Raw genomic sequence first — 18794 nt, forward strand, 5'->3', positions numbered from 1 at the left:
TGCGCCCTAGGTTACGAAATCGTTTTCGTAAATTTGGGAGTTTGCGAATGCCATCCCTTCGGAAAGCCGCGGTTCTTGCATTTTCCCTGCTCGCCGCCTCTGCGGCGCCGGTGTCCGCCCAGGATCTCCGCATCGGGGCGATCTTTCCCTTGAGCGGCGCCAATGCCGATTACGGCGATCTCTACATGGGAGCGACCGAGCTTGCGGTCTCCCATCTCAACGAGGCGAAGGTGCTCGGTGGCAAGCTGTCGATCGCCTATGAGGACAGCCAGGCGCTGCCGCAGCAGGGCGTCATCGCCATGAACAAGCTGGTGAACGTCGAGAAGGTGCCCTACGTGCTCTCGGCCTTCACCGGCGTGTCCAAGGCGATTTCGACGACGGCTGCGCGAAGCCGCACGGTCGCAGTCAACGGCGGCGGGGTCGGTCCCGATCTGGCCGAGCTCGGCGAATATTTCTGGAACGTGATCCCGCTCGCCAATTTCGAGGTGCGGGCGATCGCGCCCTACCTCGTTCAAAAGCGGGGATTGAAGCGCTTCGTCCTCGTCTACGTCGACGATCCGCTCGGGCAGTCGATCAAGCGCGAACTCGAAGCATCGCTTGCTCCGCTCGGCGGCGTGCTCGCGGAAACGCTGTCGGTGCCGTCGAATGCCCAACAGTTCAGCGGGATCGCGGCGCGCGTGCGTGACGCGAAGCCGGACGTCGTCTACATCGCCTCGTTCGGCGCGCAGCAATCGCAGATCATCAAGCAGCTGCGCGACAACGGCGTGACGCAACAGCTCGCCAGCTACTCCGGATTTGCGATCCCCGCCATCGCCGGCCTTGCGGAAGCAAAGGGCGCGCTGTTCACGACGCAGCGGATCGACTGGAATTCCGACGATCCGGTGACGAAGCGATTCACGCGGGAATATCAGGCCAAGACCAGCAGGGCGCCGAGCGCCTATGCCGCAAATTACTACAACGCGGTGCTGCTGTTCGGAACGTTGGCAGCCAGCCTCCGGAAGGCCGGCTTGCCGGTCACGGGCGAGAACCTGCTGGCGAAGCGTCGGGAGATCGGAACGTTCGATCTGGTCGGTGGGCGCGTGACCTTCGAAAAGGACGGCACGATCCGATCCGCGATGCAGATCAACGAAGTCGGCGGCGAGCCGGCGGCGGTCGAGACTGTTCCGGCGCCCTGACTGTCGACGCCCGTAGGAGGAACCATGCTGCTTCTCCAGCTCATCATCAACGGCATCCAGGTTGGGGCGCTCTACGGCCTCACGGCGGTCGGATTCTCGCTGATCTTCGGGGCGACGAAGATCTTCCACTTCGCTCACGGCGCGAGCTTCGCGATCAGCGCCTACGTGTTCTACTACCTGTACGCGGTTCTCCTCGTCTGGTGGCCGATCTCGATCCTGGCCGCCTGCATCGTGGTCGTGGTGTTCGGCGTCGCCCTCGACCGCTATGTCTACGGACCGATCCAGAGCACCGACGGCTCGTTCTTCACCATCTTCGTCGGCTCCTTCGGCGTCGCCGTGGTCGTTCAGAACCTGATCGGGACCGTGTTCGGGCGCGGCTTCATCTCGGTGCCCTCGGCCCTGAGCAAGAGCGTCGAGCTCGCGCCCGGGCTTTATGTGGCGCCGACGGCTGCGATTGCCGTCGTGATCGCGGTCGCATGTTTTGTCGCGCTGCAGCTGTTCCTCGGCAGGACGAATATCGGGATTGCAATGCGTGCGCTCTCCGAGAGTCCCGCGCTGGTGCGGACCTTCGGCCTGAACCCGAAGGCCGTATCGACATGCGCGTTCGCGCTCGGTTCGCTGCTCGTGGTTCCCGCCGCCGTGCTCACCAGCATGACGTCGGGGCTGAATGCGGCGATCGGCGGCCGGGTCATGCTGATCAGCGTTGCCGCCACCATCGTCGGCGGCGTCGGCAGCCTGCGCGGCGCGGCCTGCGCCGGCCTACTGCTGGGCATCGCCGAAAATCTGGCGCTATGGCGCTTCGACCCGCAGTGGAGCGAGGCGGCGACCTTCCTGATCCTGTTCGCGTTCATCGTGCTGCGGCCGTCGGGTTTCTTCGGCCGCGCCGTGAACAGCTGAGGAATTCGCATCGTGATTGCATATCTCATCAACCTTGCGACGCTCGTCTGCATCAACGCCATTCTGGCGATCACCCTGAATTTCATCATGGGATATGCCGGCATTTTCTCGCTGGCCCATGCCGTGTTCTTCGGCGTCGGCGCCTATGTCGCGGCGTTCATGGCCTTGCAGTGGACCGACTCGCTGTTGTTTCAGCTGGTGGCCGCGATGCTCCTTGCCGGCCTGCTTTCAGCGGCGCTGGCCCTGCCTGCCTTGAGGGTCCGCGGCGACTATTTCGTGGCGGCATCGCTCGGTTTTCAGGTCCTTGCCACGACGGTGTTCTCGGAGTGGAAGTCGGTCACCGGCGGCATCGGCGGACTGGTCGGAATCCCGCCCGCAAGCATCGCGGGACACGCGATCACCGATCCGGTCGAATTCTTCGGCCTTGCGGCGGTGGCTCTGGCCCTGGTGGTCGTTCTCACCACGGCGATCGTTCGCTCGAGCTTTGGCCGCAGCCTCAAGGCCATCAGGGACAGCGAGTCGGCGGCGCTGGCGTTCGGCAAGAACGTCGCGCTGATCAAGACGCTCTCGGTGTTCTACTCGACCGCGATGTGCGCCGTCGCCGGCGTGCTTTACGCCGACTACCTCAGCTTCATCAACGTCGAGAGCTTCACCATCGATGCCTCGACGCTGTTCATGGCGATGGTCATCGTCGGCGGCATCGGCACCGTGTGGGGGCCGATCGTCGGAGCAGTCCTCCTGACGCTGCTGCCCGCGGCCTTGACCTATCTGCCGTTCCTGCCGCGCACCGAGATCGGATCCGTGCAGCAGATGATCTACGGCCTCGCGATGGTCCTGCTGATGATCTTCAAGCCGGATGGCCTGATGGGCGCCAAGCAAGGGGAGGCGTGACATGCTGCAAATGTCGAAAGCGCCCGCCTTGCCGGCGACGCTCCTGGAGATCGTCAACCTCACCAAGAGCTTCGAGGGCGTGAAGGCCGTCGACGATGTTTCGCTGCATTTGCGCGAGGGCATCATCACGACCTTGGTGGGGCCCAACGGCGCGGGCAAGACGACGCTGTTCAACCTGATCACCGGTCATCTCCGGCCGACCGCGGGAGACATCCGCTGGCAGGGAGACTCGGTGGTCGGAACGGCGCCGTGGAAGATCGCACAGCTCGGCGTGGCCCGCACCTTCCAGGACCTGCGGCTGTTCTCCCATATGACGGTGTTCGAGAACGTGCTCACGGTCATGGAGAACAGCGCCTGGTTCTGGCAGTCCGAGGCGGGCAGCGTCACCGAGCGACGTCGAAGGGTGCACGAAATCCTCGATGCCACCGGCCTGGTCCACAAGGCCGAGGTGCGTGCCAACGATCTGGCCTACGCCGAGCGCAAGTTTCTCAGCCTGGCCCGCATCATGGCCACCAAGGCGAAGATGTGGCTGCTCGACGAGCCGGCGTCGGGTCTCGATCCCGGGTCCTACGAGCGGTTCGTGACGCTGCTGCGCAATGAGGTTCGCCGCGGCATCACGATCTGCATCATCGAGCACAACCTCGAAATCGTCGTCAGCATCTCCGATCGGATCAGCTTTCTCGACCAGGGACGCCTGCTGGCCGACGGCGAGCCTGACGAAATTCTCAGCAATCCGGAATTGTCATCCATCTATTTCGGCGAGCGCAACCCATGACCGATGCTCTCATCAGCGTTGACGGCCTGCGGGTCGGTTACGGCGGCCGCGTCGTCCTCGACAATGTCAGCCTTGAAATCCGCAAGAACGAGGTGCTCTGCCTGGTCGGTCACAACGGCGCCGGCAAGTCCACGCTGCTGAACGCGCTGTTCGGGGTGGTCTTACGGGAGGGCGGCGAGATCTCGGTCGACGGCCAGCGCATGAGCCGGCCCGAGCCGAAGAAGATGGCGGCGCTGGGGATCGGGCTCGTGCCCGAAGGCCGCGGCATCTTTCCGGGGCTCACGGTCGGGGAAATCTTCCGGCTCGCGATGTGGGCGACCGACGTCCCGCAGCGCGAGCAGTCCGAGCGGGTCGAGTGGGTGATGTCGATCCTGCCGCGCATCAAGACATTCTACGCCCGGCGCGCCGGCACGCTGTCGGGCGGACAGCAACAGATGGTCAGCATCGCACGCGCCTTGCTGAGCCGTCCAAGGTGTCTGCTGATGGACGAGCCGTCGATCGGACTGGCGCCAAAACTGTTCCAGGATCTGCTGCAGCCGATCCGGCAACTTCAGCAGCAGCTCGGGCTGTCGATCCTTCTGGTCGAGCAGAACGTCAAGGAAGCGTTCAAGATATCCGACCGCGTCCTGGTGATGCGGTCGGGCGCGATCATCCACGAAACTTCACCGGACGAATTGGCCGACAACAAGGTCCTGATGCAGTTCTACTGAGCTGAAGACGGACATCGAAGGCAACATCATGCAGCACGACATCGTATTCGCCGACAGCGCCCGGCTGCGTCCGCCCGCCGGCCACTATTCCCACACCTGCACCGCCGCGGGTCTCGTCTTCGTGTCCGGACAGCTCCCGGTGGACACGGATGGCAAGCCGATGAGCGACCAGCCGTTCGAGCGGCAGGCCGCGCAGGCGCTGGCCAATGTCGACGCGTGCCTCGAAGCAGCAGGAACCGATCGCAGCCGGCTGCTGCAGGTGCGCGTCTATGTGACCGACATGAAGTATTGGCCGACGTTCAACCAGATCTATGCCGATTGGATCGGTGAGGTTCGCCCCGCGCGCGCGGTCGCCGGCGTGGCGTCGCTTCACTACGGATTGCTTTTGGAAATCGAGGCGATCGCGCTTGCGGCGCGCTCGGCAGTAACGCAGCACAACAGGGAGGAAGCGTAATGCTCACGAGACGCACTGCCATCGCCGGCATGCTCGGCACAGCCGCGGCGTACCCCGCGTCCCGTGTCCTCGCACAGGGTGGCGCGGCCCCCGTCAAGATCCGTGTCGCCTCGGTGATATCCGCGGCCTGGCTTCCGCTCTGGGTCGCCAAGGACAAGGGCATCTTCCTGCAGCACGGTCTCGACGTCGAGATCATGACGGTGCAGAACCTCTCGACCACGATCGGCGCGCTCGGACGCCAGCTGGATATCTCCGGCGCGACCGCCATCGATATCGTGAAGGCGGCGGCCGGCGGTCTCGATGTCGTCGGGGTGAGCGGCAACACGTTCGAGACCGCGGCCAATCAACAAATGCGGCTGATCGCCAACAGTCAGTCCGGGATCACCTCGATCGGGCAACTGCACGGCAAGACGGTCGGGACGCCATCAATCAATGGCGTCGTCCACATCGCGACCTTGCTGGGGCTCAAGCGCGCCGGCGTCGACCCGAAGGGCGTGCGTTTCCTCGAGATGACATTCGCCAACATGGCGGACCAGCTCAAGGCACAACGCGTCGACGCCGTGGAAGCGGTCGAGCCGTTCGTCAGCGCCATGAAGAAGGCGGGCCAGATTGATCTCGGCGATCCGATGCTGCAGGTCGCGGATCCGGTCACGCTGACGTGCTGGATGGCGAACGGTGCCTGGGCGCGTGCCAATCCCGACGTGATCGCGCGCTGGATCGCCGCGCTCGACGAGGCGAGGGCCTTCATCGCGGCGCACCCGAAGGATGCGCGCGAAATCCTCGCCAAATGGACCCGGCTGCCGGGCGAGGTGATCGAGAGCATCGTGCTGCCGACATACGGCACGTCGCTGACCGCAAAGGATGTCGCGGCGTGGGTCGAGGCAACCCGGGAGACCGGGCAGCTCGGCACTGCGCTGAACGCGTCCAGTCTGGTGCTCAAGTGAAACGGGACGATCGGCGCCAATCATGACAACGCAATCCAGTTTTGAGTGCGAGCAGCTCTGCATCGATCTGCCCGGTGCGCCCGGTGTGCGCCGGATCATCGAGAACCTCGATCTCGAGGTTGGAAAGGGCGAGTTCGTGTCGATCCTCGGTGGCTCCGGCACCGGAAAGACGACGCTGCTGCGGGCTCTGGCGGGGCTGACGCCCTACAGCGGCGGTCGCGCCGCCTATGAAGGACGCGACGTGCGGTCTCCGGTCCCCGGCATGGCCATGGTGTTCCAGGACTACGGGCACGCACTGCTGATGTGGCGAACCGCACGGAGAAACGTCGCGCTGGGCGTGGAAGGCCGCCTTGGCGGTGACGAGCTCGATCGCAAGGTTCAGAACGCCATCCGCATGGTCGGCCTTGAGCGCTTCCAGGACGAATATCCGTGGCGGCTGTCCGGCGGCATGCAGCAGCGGGTGCAGATCGCCCGGGCGCTTGCCATGGAGCCGAACGCGTTGCTGATGGACGAGCCGTTCGGCGCACTGGACGCGATGACCAAGGCTTCGCTGCAGGATCAACTGCTGGCGGTTCAGGCCGAGACCGGCGCGACGGTGCTGTTCGTCACCCACGATATCGAGGAGGCGATCTATCTCAGCGATACGATCATCATGCTGAAGGGAAGTCCGGCCCGGATCGCGCGGCGCATCACCGTCGATCTGCCGCGGCCACGGGACCAGATCGCCACCAAGGAGCTGCCCGAATATTTGCGGCTTCGTCACCAGCTCTACGAGGCGTTTCGCCATGAGATCCATGCTTAGCCGCGCGGCGGCAGCGTTCAACGCACCGGCGCTCGCGACCGCAGTCGCGCTGCTCGGGCTGTGGGAAGTCGGCGTCCGGACTGCTACGACCCGGTTCGAGTTCCTGCCGGCACCGAGCGAGATCGGCGAGGCGCTGTACGGCGCGATCCGGTCCGGTCAGATCATCGGCGATTCCATGCACACGGTCGCTTGCGCGGTGGCGGGATGGATTGTTGCGAGCGCGCTTGGCGCGGCGATCGGGCTCGCGCTGGCGTTTTCGCCGATGGTCCGCCGCTTCTTCGGCACGTCGCTCGAACTGCTCCGGCCCTTGCCGGCGGTCGCGTTCGTGCCGGTCGCGGTGCTGTTGTTTGGCTTCACCGTCACCACGGAAATCACCGTGATCGTGTTCGCGAGCGTGTGGCCGGTGATCGTCAACACCGTGGCCGGGGCGAAGGCCATCCACCCGCGGCTGCTCGACACGGCCGCAACGCTGCATTTGTCGCGGATGCAGCGGCTCGGCAAGATCGTCCTTCCCGCGGTTCTGCCGTCGGCCATGGTCGGCGCCCGGGTTGCGCTCGGTCTCGCGCTCGTGGTCGCCGTCATCGCGGAGATGGTGGGCAATCCAGCCGGGCTGGGCTGGGGCGTGGTGACGGCGCAGGAGGCGCTTCAGCCGGGCCTGATGTTCGGCTACCTCGTTGCGACCGGTGCGCTAGGAGTGCTGCTCAATGCTTGCCTTCGCGCCAGTTTCGCCCGGCTGTTCCCCGGAATTCGGGAGCTTGCGCAGTCATGATCGCAACCAACGCGTCCGCGCAGGCACCGATCGGTCGTGCAAGCCGTCAGTGGGCTCTCCACGCGGCGGTCAACGCAGCGTCGGCGCTGCAAGGGCTGCTGCCGCTGATCGCGCTGCTCTTGCTCTGGCAGGTGCTGGGCGATCCGCGTTCGCCGTATTTCCCGCCGCCGTCCGCATGGGCGGCCGCGCTGATCGAGCGAACGAGTTCCGGTGAACTGCTTCCCGCCGTGTTGATGACATTCCAGTCGGTCGCCATGGCGCTGGTTGTCGCCACCGCATTGGGCGTCGGCATCGGCGGGCTGATCGGCGCCTCGCCCCGTCTGGCGCGCTGCCTCGGGCCGACGCTGGAGTTTCTGCGCACGTTGCCGCCTCCGACGATCGTGCCGGTCGCGGCCCTGATCGTCGGCGTCAACGATACGATGAAGCTGTTCGTGATCGTCTTTGCGGCGCTCTGGCCGGTGCTGCTCAATACCACCTCGGGCGTGCGCTCGCTGCATCCGACGTTGCTCGAGGCCGCGCGATCCCTGCAGCTCGGACCACTCGCCCGGATTACCAAGATCTTCCTGCCGGCGTTGCTGCCGTCCATCCTGACCGGCGTGCGCGTGGCCGCTCCGCTCGCGATCATCGTGTCGCTGCTGGCCGAGATGCTGACGCTGATGCCGGGTTTAGGCGCGCTGCTGCTGACGGCGCAACGCAACTTCAACGCTGCTGAGGTGTTCGGTCTGCTGACCGTCGTCGGGGCGTTCGGCTTCGTCCTCAACGCGGCGCTTGCCGCTTTTGAATCCTGGGCCTTGAAGCCTCAAGGTCGGTCCTGAAGGAATCCATCATGTCCATCGATTTTGAACGCAGGGGCGCCGTTGCCCTGGTCACGATCAACCGGCCCGACGCCATGAACGCCCTCGACGTCGAGCACGACCGGGCGCTCGCCGACGTGTGGAAGGAGTTCGAGGCGGACGAGACGTTGCTGGTTGGCGTTCTCACGGGTGCCGGCGGCCGTGCGTTCTGCTCCGGTGGCGATCTGAAGACGTATATGCCGTGGCGCCGCGACGTCGCCTTGCATGGAACGGCAAGCACCATCAGTTTCGGCGGCATGACGCTTGCCGACGAGATCACCAAGCCGGTCATCGCGGCGATCCAGGGCCATTGCATCGCCGGCGGATTGGAGCTGGCGATGGCGTGCGACGTGCGCATCTGCACGGCGGATGCGAAGTTCGGGTTAGCCGAGGTGCGTTGGGGCGTGCTGCCCGGTGGTGGCGGTACCCAGCGGCTTCCGCGTCTCGTTGCAGTTGGATGCGCCCTGGAGATGATCCTGACCGGAGAGACAATCGGCGCGGAGCGGGCGGAGCGGATCGGATTGGTGAACCGGATCGTCTCCGCCGACACGTTGCTCGGTGAGGCCTTCGCAATCGCAGAGCGCATCGCGGCAAACGGGCCGCTGGCCGTCAGGGCCGCGAAGCGAGCCGTCCAGCACGGCCTGGATCGTTCGCTGGCGGATGGATTGGCGCTCGAAGGCGAACTGCAAAAGCGGCTTCTCCAGAGCGCCGATGCGGAAGAGGGACTTCGTGCCTTCGCCGAACGGCGCCGTCCGGTGTATACAGCGGCCGGCGCTCGATTGAAGGCCTGATCCCATCCTCGAGCCGGGCCATTCAGGCCACGTATCATTCAGCAGGGAGAGTCAAACGCATGTCGACAGCAAGCTCAAATCGGCCGCGCTATTCGTCGGCCCGTCGTGTCCCGCTCGGAACCAGTGGCGAACTCCTGTACTTGTCGGGAATCATCTGTGCCGATGAGGACGCCCGAGACAATATCGAGTTGCAGACGCGCCGTGTTTTCGAGCGCATCTCCGGTGTGCTCGCCAAGCACGGCGCCTCGCTGTCGGATATCGTCAAGACCACATCGTTCCTGACGGACCTTGCCGATTATGACGGCTTCAATCGCGTCCGGGTCGAGACGTTCATGGACTGCAAGGAGCCGCCGGCCAGCACCGCCGTCGGAGCCGGTTCACTCCTCGGCATCGGTACGCGTGTGGAGATCGAAGTCGTGGCGTTCGTGCCCTCGCGCTGAGGCGCCGCGAACGGCATTGTTCGTCGGTATTCATCGCAGGTGACGCGTTTATTCGTGTCGGCGGCGGCGCGGAGGACGCCGCCTGACCACGGCTGCGCTCATTCTCCTTGAAAAAATTCTTGCGGTACGTCGGGGTTGCTATTCAGCCTGAAATCGTAGTGAGTTCGGCAAAGGCCTGAGTCGGGGGTATCGTGGAGCATCCAGTCTGGATGCTCCCGCCGAACGGCTTCGTGTGAATAGCAACGGGTCCGACGTGGGAAAAGCTAACAAGGCTCGCGCTGCCACCGGCGCGAAGAAGAAGCGCGCGGGATCGGCGAGTTCCAGGATCTCGTCCTCTTCGCCTCTCGGCATGCTGGCGCTGCATCTCCTCGAGCAATGGAAGAAGTCCGGCCGTGACGGCATCGTTTTCCTGGCGGAGAGCGAGAACAGGGCCGAGCGCCTGGGCAGCGTGCTCCATTCACTCGATCCGTCGTTGGACGTGCTGGTGTTCCCGAGGCTGAATACCCTGCCATTTGACGGGCTGGAGCCGTCGCGCGAGATCGCCGGCAGGCGGAGCTCGGTGTTGCGGCGTCTCGCCAAGAGCAAGAAGCCTGTCCTCCTGGTGTCGACGGCGGAGGCGATCATGGAGCGGTTGCCGCTGCCCGCCAGTTGGACGCGTCTCAGCATCAACCTGAAGGTGGGTGCGACCTATGCCGAGCAGGACCTCAAGGATCGTCTGGAGGGATTGGGATACGATCTTGATGAAGAGGCGGATTATCCGGGCAGCGTCCTGTTCCACGGAATGACATTCGAAGTGTTTCCCGCCGGTGCCCTCGGGCCGTTCAGGATCGAGCATTCCGGTGGAGTGATCAGCCGGATCGCAGGAGTCGATCCGGACGAACACGACGTCGTCTTCGACACGCAGGAACTGCTGATCGACCCGATGTCGGAGCAGATCGCGCTGGGAGGCAAGCGGGCGCAGCGCGCGGCGCTGCCGGATTACTGTCAGCGCGCCCGTTGGATCGCGGATGCGGGAGTTCTCGGGCACGCCGATAGTTGGCTGAGCACGATCAAGGAGGCCGCGGGCCGCAGGGAGGCGGACCGCGAGTATCTCGGGCCCGGCGACTGGAAGCGGCTGGCCAAACGCATGAGTGTGCTGCCTCGGAAGGCGGCGTACAACGCGACGCCGGATTTTTCGAAGGTCGCCTCGCCGCGAAAGGTTCTCCGCGCCTTTGTTGCCGACACCCAGCGCGCCGGATCGCGACTGCTGTTTGTCGCGGCGGTCGAGGAGGACCTGCGCGCGATCGAGCGAATGAGCGGGATCAGAGCGGAACGCGCCGCTGATTGGAGCGAGGCGGCGAAGGGGCGCGGTGGCGAAGCGGCGCTCCTGGCTGATTTCGACGCCGGCTTCATCGATTCAGGCCGCAAGCCGCTTGTGGTCGTCACTGCGACGGATGTGCTCGGCAGCCGGGCCCATCATCCGCAGCCGATGGCGAGAGCATGGGGTGCGGCGTTCGATCATCCCGATGTACCGGAGCGCGGCGCAGTCGTGGTTCATGTGCAGCGAGGGCTGGCCGTGCTCGATGGCTTGCAGACCTTCGACATGGGAAAGGAATCATCCCGCGAGATGATCCGGCTGGCATTTGCCGGCGATGATGCCGTCCTCGCTCCGCCCGCCGATCTCGCGCTGATCTGGCCCTATGCGGCAGAACGCGGCGGGCTGACGTTGGACAGGGCGGATGGAAGCACGTGGTGGGCGCGGCGTACCAAGGCGGAGCAGGAAATCCAGATTGCCGCGAAAACGCTCGCAAAGCACATCGCGCAACGGCGGCGGCGGCGCGCCCCGAAACTGGTCGCTCCCGGTCCCGCATACGAGCGCTTCGTCGCGCGCTTTCCATATTTTACGACGGTCGATCAGGCGAAGGCTATTCGGGAGGTGCTGGATGATCTGGCGTCGGGGCATCCGATGGACCGGGTGGTCTGCGGCGACGTCGGATTTGGCAAGACCGAGGTTGCGCTGCGCGCAGCGGCCGCCGTCGCGCTGTCGGGCAAACAGGCCGCCGTCATCGTGCCGACGACCGTTCTGGCAAGGCAGCACGTCGCGACATTCCGCAAGCGGTTTGCGCCGTTCGGTATCGAAGTCGGAAGCTTGTCGCGCGCCACTTCCGCCGCGGAGATGAAGGAGACGAAGGAGGGCCTGCGAAGCGGAAAAATGAAGGTCGTGGTCGGTACGCAGGCGATCGCATCGAAGGATGTGAAGTTCGCCAAGCTGAGCCTGGTCATTGTCGACGAAGAGCAGCACTTTGGAGCGGCGGAGAAGGCGAAGCTGTCTGGACTGGCGAAGGGCGTCCATACACTTTGGATGAGCGCCACGCCGATTCCGCGGACGCTTGCGGCGGGCCTTGCGGGGTTCAGGGAGCTTAGCGTGATCGCTTCGCCGCCTGTCCATCGGCTTCCAGTCGTGACCAAGGTCGCACCGCTCTCGGACGCGGCGATCGCTGCCGCATTGCTGCGCGAGCAGCGGCGCCATGGACAGAGCTTCCTGATCTGTCCGCGAATCCAGGATCTGGATCCACTGCTCGCGCGCGTGCAGGCGGTGGCGCCGGAGCTCCGCATCGTTTGCCTGCATGGCAAGCTTCCCGCCGGCGAGCTCGACGATCGAATGATGAGTTTCGTCGAAGGCGAGGCCGACGTCCTGCTCGCGACCAATATCGTGGAGAGCGGCCTCGACATTCCCCGCGCCAACACCATCGTGGTCTGCTGGCCGGAAAAGTTTGGTCTCGCGCAACTCCACCAATTGCGGGGGCGGGTGGGACGCGGCGGCACCCGCGCCTTCGCCTACATGCTGACCGAATCCAGCTCGGAGCAGTCCGGCAAGCGCTTGGCCGTTCTGGAGGAGTTCAGCAAACCGGGCGCGGGTTTCGCCATCAGCGAGCGCGATCTGGACCTCAGGGGCGCCGGAGACCTGCTCTCCGAGCGGCAGTCCGGCCACGTGCAGGTTTTCGGTCCGGTGCTCTACAGCCATCTCCTGAAGCAGGCCTCGGAGAAGAGCAACGACCGGTCCGCCGATCTATGGGTGCCCGATCTCAACCTTCCGCTCGCGGATATGCTGCCCAGGAGCTATGTGCAATCGGAGGCGATGCGTCTTGAGATCTACGGCCGCGCGGCCAGGAGCCGAAGCGAAGACGATCTGGACGACCTGGAGGAGGAGATCTCGCGCCGCTTCGGCAGGCTGCCTCCGGCCGGCCGCGATTTCTTCGCGGCCGCAAGGCTCAGGATCGATTGCAAGCGCCGCGGGATCATAAGACTCGACGTCGGGCCGGAGGCCGTTGCGGCGACGTTCCTGCCCGGGACGTTGTCGAAATCGAGGACGCGGTCCCTGCATCGTGACGGCGATCGCGTCGTCTATACGGGCAAGGTGAACGAAACTCCGTTCGAACGGATTGAGGCTTTCCTGGATGTACTGGACGGATGATATTCGCGTTGAACGGAAGAGGTTCGACCGCAGCCAGGTTTGAAGTCACCATGCCGGCACGTCTCAGCTAGACGAACGACATCTCCTCGGCTGACTCGAGAATCCGCCGCAGCTCGATCAGCGCTCGACGCAGTTCGTCGTGGGTCTTGGGATGACCGAGACAGATGCGGACGCCGAGTGTGCCGCGATCGACCTGTTGCAGGGCGCCCGGCGGTGCCAGCGTGATGCCGGCCTGCGCGGCCTGGGCGATGAGCGCAATCATCGTGCGCCCGGCCGGGATCGGCAGCCAGCGGTGAAAGCCCGGCGTCTCGGACGCCGCCGGCAGCCAGTTGCCGAGCACCTCGTCGACGATGGCGTTGCGGCTGGCGGCTTCCGCGCGCTTGAGCTGAACCTGGCGCGCCAGTTCGCCGCTGTGGATCAGCCGCGACACCACTTCGGCCATCAGCGGCGAGGCCATCCATCCGGTGGCGCGAATGGCGTTGTTGGCGCGGTCGCGGAACTGATCGGGGACGATCATGGCGGCGATGCGCAGGCCCGGAGCCAAGCACTTGGCGAAGCTCGAAACGTAGAAGCTGCGCTCCGGCAGCAGCAGCGAAATCGGCTGCATCGGCCTCGCGAGCAGGAACGCGTAGGCGTCGTCTTCCAGCAGATAGCCGTCATGCCGCCGCACGACATCAGCCACCTCGCGGCGCCGCTCTTCCGGCATCGTGGTGCCGGTCGGCGTCTGCAGCGTCGGTGTGACGAACAGGGCGCGTGCCTTCGTCGCCGTGAAGGCGCGGTCGAGCGCGTCAGGCAGCAGCCCATGCGCATCGCAATCGACGCCGTGCAGCCGATAGCCGTTCTGCGCCGAGAGCGCGATCATGCCGGAATAGGTGAAGCGCTCCGTCAGCACGATGTCCTGGGGCGCCGCCACCATGCCGAGTGCGATCGACAGCGCGTGCTGTCCGCCATGGGTGATGAAGAGGTGGTCGACATCGGTGATGACACCGAGCTGCGCGAACCAGGCAACCATGCTGTCGCGATGATTGAGCAGGCCTTGATGCGGCAGGTAGCCGAGCAGCGGTTTGAGCGCCTCGTCGCGCAGGATGTCCTGGAGAACCGCGGCGATCAGAACGTCCTCGCCGGTATACGGCGGAACGTTGAGCGCGAGATTGACGGTTGTGGATACACCTTCCGCACTGATCGCAGGACGCCGGCGCTCGACAAAGGTGCCACGGCCGACCTCGCCGGAAATCAGGCCGCGAGAGATCGCCTCGGCGTAGGCCTTGGAGATGGTGCCGACGCTCAGCCCGAGCTGGATTGCCATGTCGCGTTGGGGCAGCAACCGCGTGCCCGGCTTCAGGGCCCCGGATGCAATGTCCCTCTCGAGCGATTGCACGAAGGCCAGATAGCGGGGGCCGGGCGCATCGGAAAGGACGGGTATCCACTCGGCAGAAAGGTCGTCTTGAGACACGGCGGTCGAATCCTCAAACAAGCTCACTTGAAGTAGTTCAATTCAGAGATTGTTTCAATATCCTATTTCTGATGTCTCCAGTTTGGGCCGATTTATCCTCCGTTTCGGATCAAATTCGTCATTGCTGCAGTGCAATGCGAGGAATATCGCAGATTGAACTATAATAAGTTTGACATTGCCCTCGCGTTTGCTTTATTGCGGCCGAAACATTCAAGCGGGATGGAGACTGCCGTGATCTACGAAATCCGTGTCTATGAAGCCGAGGAGGGCCGTGCTCAGGCCATGCGGACACGCTTCAAGGAGCACGTGGTGCCGCGGCTCCCGCAGCACGGCATCGAGCTGATCGGTGTGTTCGAGGCGCCCGCCGAGGATGGCCGTCTCACCTATCTGACGCGGTTCAAATCCGAGGACGATCGCACCAAGGCGTGGGCGGCATTCGGCGCCGACAACGAGTGGCGCCAGATCAAGGCGGCTTCCGAAGTGAATGGCCCGTTGTTGAAGAAGCAAACCGTCTCGGTGCTGTCGCCGGCCGTCGCCGGCCTGCTGCTTGGTTAGTCGCTCCCGCATTCCGGTCGAGCGACCGGTGTCCGGCGAGAAGGAAAGCTGATGAAGCCTGCTCCCTTTGAATATGTTCGGCCCGGCTCGATTGCCGAAGCCTGCGAATTGCTCGCCGCGGACGAGGACGCGCGGGTGATCTCGGGCGGCCAGACACTGGTTCCGATGCTCGCGATGCGCCTCGCGCGGCCGGCACGGCTCGTCGACATCTACCGTCTGCCCGAGCTGAACGGTATCCGCATCGATGGCGACGTTCTGGCGATCGGAGCCACGACGCGGCAGGTGCAGGTCGAGCGCAGCGCGGCCGCGCAGCAGGCATTGCCGCTGCTGGCGAGGGCGTTGCCTTGGGTCGGCCATCCGCCGACGCGCAACCGGGGTACCGTCGGCGGCTCGGTGGCCCATGCCGATCCGTCCGCGGAGATTCCGCTGGTCGCCGTCACGCTCGCGGCCGAGATCGAGATCACCAATCCCGACGGCGTCAGCACGATGCCGGCCGACGACTTCTTCATCGGACCGATGTTGACCGCGGTGATGCCGGGCGATTGCGTGACGGCCGTTCGGTTTCCGATCTGGCGTCATGCTCGGGTCGGGACCGGCTTTCACGAGGTCAGCGCCCGGCAGTCCGATTTTGCCTTCGTGGCGGCGGCGGCGCAGATCGCGCTCGATGACAACGGTCAATGTATCGAGGCTGCGCTGGGGATCGGTGGCGTCGGCGATCGCGCCGTGCGGCTCGATGTCTCGGGGCTGATCGGTGGCCGGCCCGACAAGACGGCGATCGTGGAATTGGTGCGCGATGCATCGCAGGTGCTGGAGGCAACGAGCGATCTGCATGCGTCTGCGGATTATCGCATGCGCGTCGCGGTGACACTCGGTGTGCGTGCCCTGGAAGATGCGTTCAGGGACGCGCAGGGAGGCGCGCAATGAAAGTTTCGCTGAATGTCAATGGCCGCACCCGCGAAGCCGAGGTCGAGCCGCGTAAGACGCTGCTCGATACGCTGCGGGAAGATCTCTCGCTGGTCGGCAGCCATGCCGGCTGCGAGCATGGCGTTTGCGGCGCCTGCACCATCCTGCTCGACGGCGAGCCGGTGCGTTCCTGTCTGATGTTCGCGGCGCAGGCCGACGGCTATGCAATCACGACGATCGAGGGACTTGCGCCTGCACCGGGCGAGCTCAGCGTGCTTCAGGATGCATTCTGCGAAACCCACGGCATGCAGTGCGGCTATTGCACGCCCGGCATGATCCTGGCTGCACAAGCGCTGCTGCAGCGCGTGACCGAGCCGAGCCGCGAGGACATCGTCGACGCGATCTCCGGCAACATCTGCCGCTGCACCGGCTACGGCCAGATCGTCGAGGCCATCGAGCTCGCCGCCGAGCGGCTGCGTCAAGTCAATATGCCGCGCTCGTCCGCCAACGCGGACAACGCGCCGGCCGCGCCGCATGGAGATCGCTCATGACCGCGCACCCGCCGCGCCTGAAGTTCGTCTCGTCCAATCGGCGGGTCCGGGAAGATCGCCGCTTCGTCGTTGGTCAGGGCCGCTATGTGGCCGACATCGTCGTCGACGAGATGCTGCACGTCGCCATCGTTCCTTCGCAGCATCCGGCGGCGCGCATCGTGTCGATCGACACCAGCCAGGCGCTGACGATGCCGGGCGTGGTCTACGCCCTGACCGGGGAAGAGCTGGCCAAGGCCGTCGATCCCCTGATGAACGGGCTCGATACGCCGAAGGTGAGGCGTTATCCGCTCGCCGTCGGGCAGGTGCGCTACGCCGGCGAATGGGTCGTGGCTGTCGTCGCCGAGAGCCGCGCCCAGGCGGAAGACGCGATCGAGAAGGTTCGCATTGAATACGAACCGCTGCCTTATGTCATCGACGCCGAGGAGGCCATCACCGCGGCGAGCGCCAAGGTGCATCCGGAGCACGGCACCAACGTGCTGCTCGACCGGACGTTCGTCTGGGGCGAGGTCGACAGGCATTTCGCGGAGAGCCCGCGTCATCTCAAGTTCCAGGTCAAGTGGGGGCGCAATTCGACGGTCCCGATCGAGACGTTCGGCGTCGTGGCGAAATGGGATCCGTGGCGCGAGATGCTCGACGTCTGGGCCTCGATCCAGATGCCGAAATACCCGGACCAGATTTCCCGCGCGCTGCGCATCCCGGCGAACAATGTGCGCGTCCATCACGACGTCGATGTCGGCGGCAGCTACGGCGTCAAGCGCGGCATCAAGCAGACGGTCCTGGTCTCGCATCTGTCCCGCATCATCGGCCGGCCGGTGCGCCTGATCGAGGACCGGCTCGAGAACATGCGTGCGGGCGACGCCCATGGGCCGGAACGCCTGTTCGACGTCGAGGTCGCCTTCAACGACCGGGGGATCGTCAAGTCGATGAAGATGCGGGCGCTCGACAATGTCGGCGCCTATGCCGGGCGCTCGCCGTTCCAGCTCGGCAAGCCGATCGGCGCGATCGTCGGCCCCTACAAGATCGAAAGCGTCCAGTACCGCGCGATCGCGACGCTGTCGAACAAGGCGGCTCAGGAAGCGGTTCGCGGCTTCGGCCAGTCGCCGACCAATTATGCGATCGAGACCGCGATCGACAAGGTTGCCGGCGCGCTGGGCCTCGATCGCATCGAAGTGCGCCGCCGCAATTTCATCCGCTCGGACGAGTTTCCGTATCTGATCCCGAGCGGCACGCATTACGACAGCGGCGACTATCACACCGTCGTCGACAAGGTGCTGCGGCATGCCGATTACGACGCCCTGGTCCGCGAGCGTGACGCGCTGCGCGCTTCGGGAATGATGGCGGGCATCGGCATTGCCGCCTGTCTCGAGCCGAGCGGAGGCAATTCGTCGTTCGAGCCGCTGCTCAACGAGAAGAACACGACCACGACCTGGATGGACTCCTGCCGGATCAACATTGACGGCGTCGGCTTCGTCACGGTCGCGATCCACACCACATCCTCCGGACAGGGGCACGAGACGCTGGCGGCGACCGTGGTCGGCGAGGTGCTGGAGATCGATCCCGACAAGATCCGAATCGTACGTCCGGATTCACTGGCAAGCCTGCCCTCGAATACGCCGGTTGGCAGCCGGATGGCGATCATGATGGGCGGCGCCTGCTACCATGCAGCGCAGAAGCTGAAGTCGAAGCTCACGCAGATTGCCGCGCACCAGTTCGGCGTCGCCGAGAACGATGCGGTCTACGCGCAGGGCAACGTCACCGATCCAAGGTCCGGGAAAACCCTGTCCTGGATCGACCTCGTCAATATCGGCCATCGTCAGTATCACGCCCTGCCGCCGGGAATGGACCCCGGTCTCGAGACCACGCATGTGATGCAGGTTCCGACCGCCACGAAGTTGCCGGAGGACGGGCGCGTGCAGATGTATCCGTGCCATTCGTTCGAATTCCATCTCGTCCTGGTGGCGTTCGATCCGGAGATCGCCAAGCCGCAAATCCGCCGCTACGTGATCGGCCACGACTGTGGCACGGTGATCAATCCGCATATCGTCAAGGGCATGACGCTCGGCGGCATCGCCCACGGCCTCGGCGCGACGCTGCTCGAGGAGTTCGTCTATGACGACGAAGGGCAGATCCTGACCCAGACCTTCATGGACTACCTGCTGCCGTCGTCGCACGAAATGCCCGACGTTGAGATCGTGCATCATTGCACGCCGTCGCCGTTCACCGTGTTCGGCCAGAAGGGCTCGGGAGAGAGCGGCTATCTCGGTGCGCCGGCCGCGATCTCCGGCGCCATCAACGATGCGGTATCGTCGCTCGGCATTTCATTCTCCAGACTTCCCATCCGCATTGCGGCGATCAGCGACGCGATCGCCGCCGCGGACAAGATCAAGAAAGGATAGA

General features: G+C 64.8%; 18 protein-coding genes. 17 read left to right on the forward strand and 1 reads right to left on the reverse strand.

Translation table 11 applies throughout. The annotated features are described in order from the left end of the window. The first annotated feature begins 47 nt into the window (after positions 1-47). The 13 genes from JQ633_RS03500 to JQ633_RS03560 all read left to right on the forward strand — a co-directional run bounded on the left by JQ633_RS03500 (position 48) and on the right by JQ633_RS03560 (position 12935). Positions 48-1175 (forward strand): ABC transporter substrate-binding protein, encoded by a 1128-nt coding sequence (locus JQ633_RS03500; RefSeq protein ID WP_211982375.1) that lies wholly within the window; start codon positions 48-50, stop codon positions 1173-1175. A 24-nt stretch (positions 1176-1199) separates the two neighbouring features. Further along, positions 1200-2072, forward strand: coding sequence for a branched-chain amino acid ABC transporter permease (locus JQ633_RS03505; RefSeq protein WP_211982377.1), 873 nt, complete (start codon positions 1200-1202; stop codon positions 2070-2072). 12 nt (positions 2073-2084) lie between these two features. Further along, positions 2085-2963: a branched-chain amino acid ABC transporter permease gene (locus JQ633_RS03510; RefSeq protein WP_211982379.1), complete on the forward strand. Its 879-nt coding sequence runs from the start codon at positions 2085-2087 to the stop codon at positions 2961-2963. 1 nt (position 2964) lies between these two features. Next, positions 2965-3738 carry an ABC transporter ATP-binding protein gene (locus JQ633_RS03515; protein ID WP_249158715.1) on the forward strand — a complete coding sequence of 258 codons (774 nt, stop codon included), beginning with the start codon at positions 2965-2967 and terminating at the stop codon, positions 3736-3738. Then, on the forward strand, positions 3735-4448 hold the full coding sequence (locus tag JQ633_RS03520) for an ABC transporter ATP-binding protein (protein WP_211982381.1): 714 nt from the start codon (positions 3735-3737) through the stop codon (positions 4446-4448). Before JQ633_RS03515 ends, JQ633_RS03520 begins: the two co-directional genes overlap by 4 nt. A gap of 28 nt (positions 4449-4476) precedes the next feature. Then, entirely contained in the window at positions 4477-4902 is a 426-nt protein-coding gene (locus tag JQ633_RS03525; protein WP_211982383.1) for a RidA family protein, read from the forward strand. Next, complete coding sequence (locus JQ633_RS03530; protein WP_211982385.1) at positions 4902-5846, forward strand: ABC transporter substrate-binding protein; 945 nt, start codon at positions 4902-4904, stop codon at positions 5844-5846. The genes JQ633_RS03525 and JQ633_RS03530 overlap by 1 nt, the downstream gene beginning before the upstream one ends. Positions 5847-5868: 22 nt before the next feature. Further along, positions 5869-6648: an ABC transporter ATP-binding protein gene (locus tag JQ633_RS03535; RefSeq protein ID WP_211982386.1), complete on the forward strand. Its 780-nt coding sequence runs from the start codon at positions 5869-5871 to the stop codon at positions 6646-6648. Continuing rightward, positions 6632-7417 carry an ABC transporter permease gene (locus JQ633_RS03540; protein WP_211982388.1) on the forward strand — a complete coding sequence of 262 codons (786 nt, stop codon included), beginning with the start codon at positions 6632-6634 and terminating at the stop codon, positions 7415-7417. The genes JQ633_RS03535 and JQ633_RS03540 overlap by 17 nt, the downstream gene beginning before the upstream one ends. Further along, positions 7414-8232, forward strand: coding sequence for an ABC transporter permease (locus JQ633_RS03545; protein WP_211982390.1), 819 nt, complete (start codon positions 7414-7416; stop codon positions 8230-8232). The genes JQ633_RS03540 and JQ633_RS03545 overlap by 4 nt, the downstream gene beginning before the upstream one ends. A gap of 11 nt (positions 8233-8243) precedes the next feature. Next, a complete protein-coding gene (locus JQ633_RS03550) occupies positions 8244-9041 on the forward strand; it encodes an enoyl-CoA hydratase/isomerase family protein (RefSeq protein WP_211982392.1) in 798 nt (265 codons plus the stop codon). Between the two features lie 59 nt (positions 9042-9100). Further along, the gene (locus tag JQ633_RS03555; RefSeq protein WP_211982394.1) at positions 9101-9481 is read left to right on the forward strand and encodes a RidA family protein; all 381 of its coding nucleotides are present in this window, start codon (positions 9101-9103) and stop codon (positions 9479-9481) included. A 349-nt stretch (positions 9482-9830) separates the two neighbouring features. After that, entirely contained in the window at positions 9831-12935 is a 3105-nt protein-coding gene (locus JQ633_RS03560) for a DEAD/DEAH box helicase (protein ID WP_211982396.1), read from the forward strand. A 67-nt stretch (positions 12936-13002) separates the two neighbouring features. On the opposite strand, the gene JQ633_RS03565 is transcribed toward JQ633_RS03560, so the two are convergent. After that, complete coding sequence (locus JQ633_RS03565) at positions 13003-14388, reverse strand: PLP-dependent aminotransferase family protein (protein WP_211982397.1); 1386 nt, start codon at positions 14386-14388, stop codon at positions 13003-13005. 231 nt (positions 14389-14619) lie between these two features. Here JQ633_RS03565 and JQ633_RS03570 point away from each other — a divergent pair, with 231 nt between their 5' ends. The 4 genes from JQ633_RS03570 to JQ633_RS03585 are packed head-to-tail and all read left to right on the forward strand — an operon-like array spanning position 14620 to position 18793. Further along, complete coding sequence (locus tag JQ633_RS03570) at positions 14620-14943, forward strand: NIPSNAP family protein (RefSeq protein ID WP_211982399.1); 324 nt, start codon at positions 14620-14622, stop codon at positions 14941-14943. Positions 14944-14994: 51 nt separating this feature from the next. After that, positions 14995-15867 carry an FAD binding domain-containing protein gene (locus tag JQ633_RS03575; RefSeq protein WP_211982401.1) on the forward strand — a complete coding sequence of 291 codons (873 nt, stop codon included), beginning with the start codon at positions 14995-14997 and terminating at the stop codon, positions 15865-15867. Further along, positions 15864-16397, forward strand: a complete 534-nt coding sequence (locus JQ633_RS03580) for a (2Fe-2S)-binding protein (protein ID WP_211982403.1) — start codon at positions 15864-15866, stop codon at positions 16395-16397. Before JQ633_RS03575 ends, JQ633_RS03580 begins: the two co-directional genes overlap by 4 nt. Continuing rightward, positions 16394-18793, forward strand: a complete 2400-nt coding sequence (locus JQ633_RS03585; RefSeq protein WP_211982405.1) for a xanthine dehydrogenase family protein molybdopterin-binding subunit — start codon at positions 16394-16396, stop codon at positions 18791-18793. Before JQ633_RS03580 ends, JQ633_RS03585 begins: the two co-directional genes overlap by 4 nt. Position 18794 lies beyond the last annotated feature (1 nt).

The sequence above is a fragment of the Bradyrhizobium tropiciagri genome (genome assembly GCF_018130505.1).
GTDB lineage: Bacteria > Pseudomonadota > Alphaproteobacteria > Rhizobiales > Xanthobacteraceae > Bradyrhizobium > Bradyrhizobium tropiciagri_B.

Bases quoted from the DNA above. Each gene is read 5' to 3' on its own strand.
- JQ633_RS03500 (WP_211982375.1), top strand. From the start codon at position 48: ATGCCATCCCTTCGGAAAGCCGCGGTTCTTGCATTTTCCCTGCTCGCC.
- JQ633_RS03505 (WP_211982377.1), top strand. From the start codon at position 1,200: ATGCTGCTTCTCCAGCTCATCATCAACGGCATCCAGGTTGGGGCGCTC.
- JQ633_RS03515 (WP_249158715.1), top strand. From the start codon at position 2,965: ATGCTGCAAATGTCGAAAGCGCCCGCCTTGCCGGCGACGCTCCTGGAG.
- JQ633_RS03520 (WP_211982381.1), top strand. From the start codon at position 3,735: ATGACCGATGCTCTCATCAGCGTTGACGGCCTGCGGGTCGGTTACGGC.
- JQ633_RS03525 (WP_211982383.1), top strand. From the start codon at position 4,477: ATGCAGCACGACATCGTATTCGCCGACAGCGCCCGGCTGCGTCCGCCC.
- JQ633_RS03530 (WP_211982385.1), top strand. From the start codon at position 4,902: ATGCTCACGAGACGCACTGCCATCGCCGGCATGCTCGGCACAGCCGCG.
- JQ633_RS03535 (WP_211982386.1), top strand. From the start codon at position 5,869: ATGACAACGCAATCCAGTTTTGAGTGCGAGCAGCTCTGCATCGATCTG.
- JQ633_RS03540 (WP_211982388.1), top strand. From the start codon at position 6,632: ATGAGATCCATGCTTAGCCGCGCGGCGGCAGCGTTCAACGCACCGGCG.
- JQ633_RS03545 (WP_211982390.1), top strand. From the start codon at position 7,414: ATGATCGCAACCAACGCGTCCGCGCAGGCACCGATCGGTCGTGCAAGC.
- JQ633_RS03550 (WP_211982392.1), top strand. From the start codon at position 8,244: ATGTCCATCGATTTTGAACGCAGGGGCGCCGTTGCCCTGGTCACGATC.
- JQ633_RS03555 (WP_211982394.1), top strand. From the start codon at position 9,101: ATGTCGACAGCAAGCTCAAATCGGCCGCGCTATTCGTCGGCCCGTCGT.
- JQ633_RS03560 (WP_211982396.1), top strand. From the start codon at position 9,831: ATGCTGGCGCTGCATCTCCTCGAGCAATGGAAGAAGTCCGGCCGTGAC.
- JQ633_RS03575 (WP_211982401.1), top strand. From the start codon at position 14,995: ATGAAGCCTGCTCCCTTTGAATATGTTCGGCCCGGCTCGATTGCCGAA.
- JQ633_RS03580 (WP_211982403.1), top strand. From the start codon at position 15,864: ATGAAAGTTTCGCTGAATGTCAATGGCCGCACCCGCGAAGCCGAGGTC.
- JQ633_RS03585 (WP_211982405.1), top strand. From the start codon at position 16,394: ATGACCGCGCACCCGCCGCGCCTGAAGTTCGTCTCGTCCAATCGGCGG.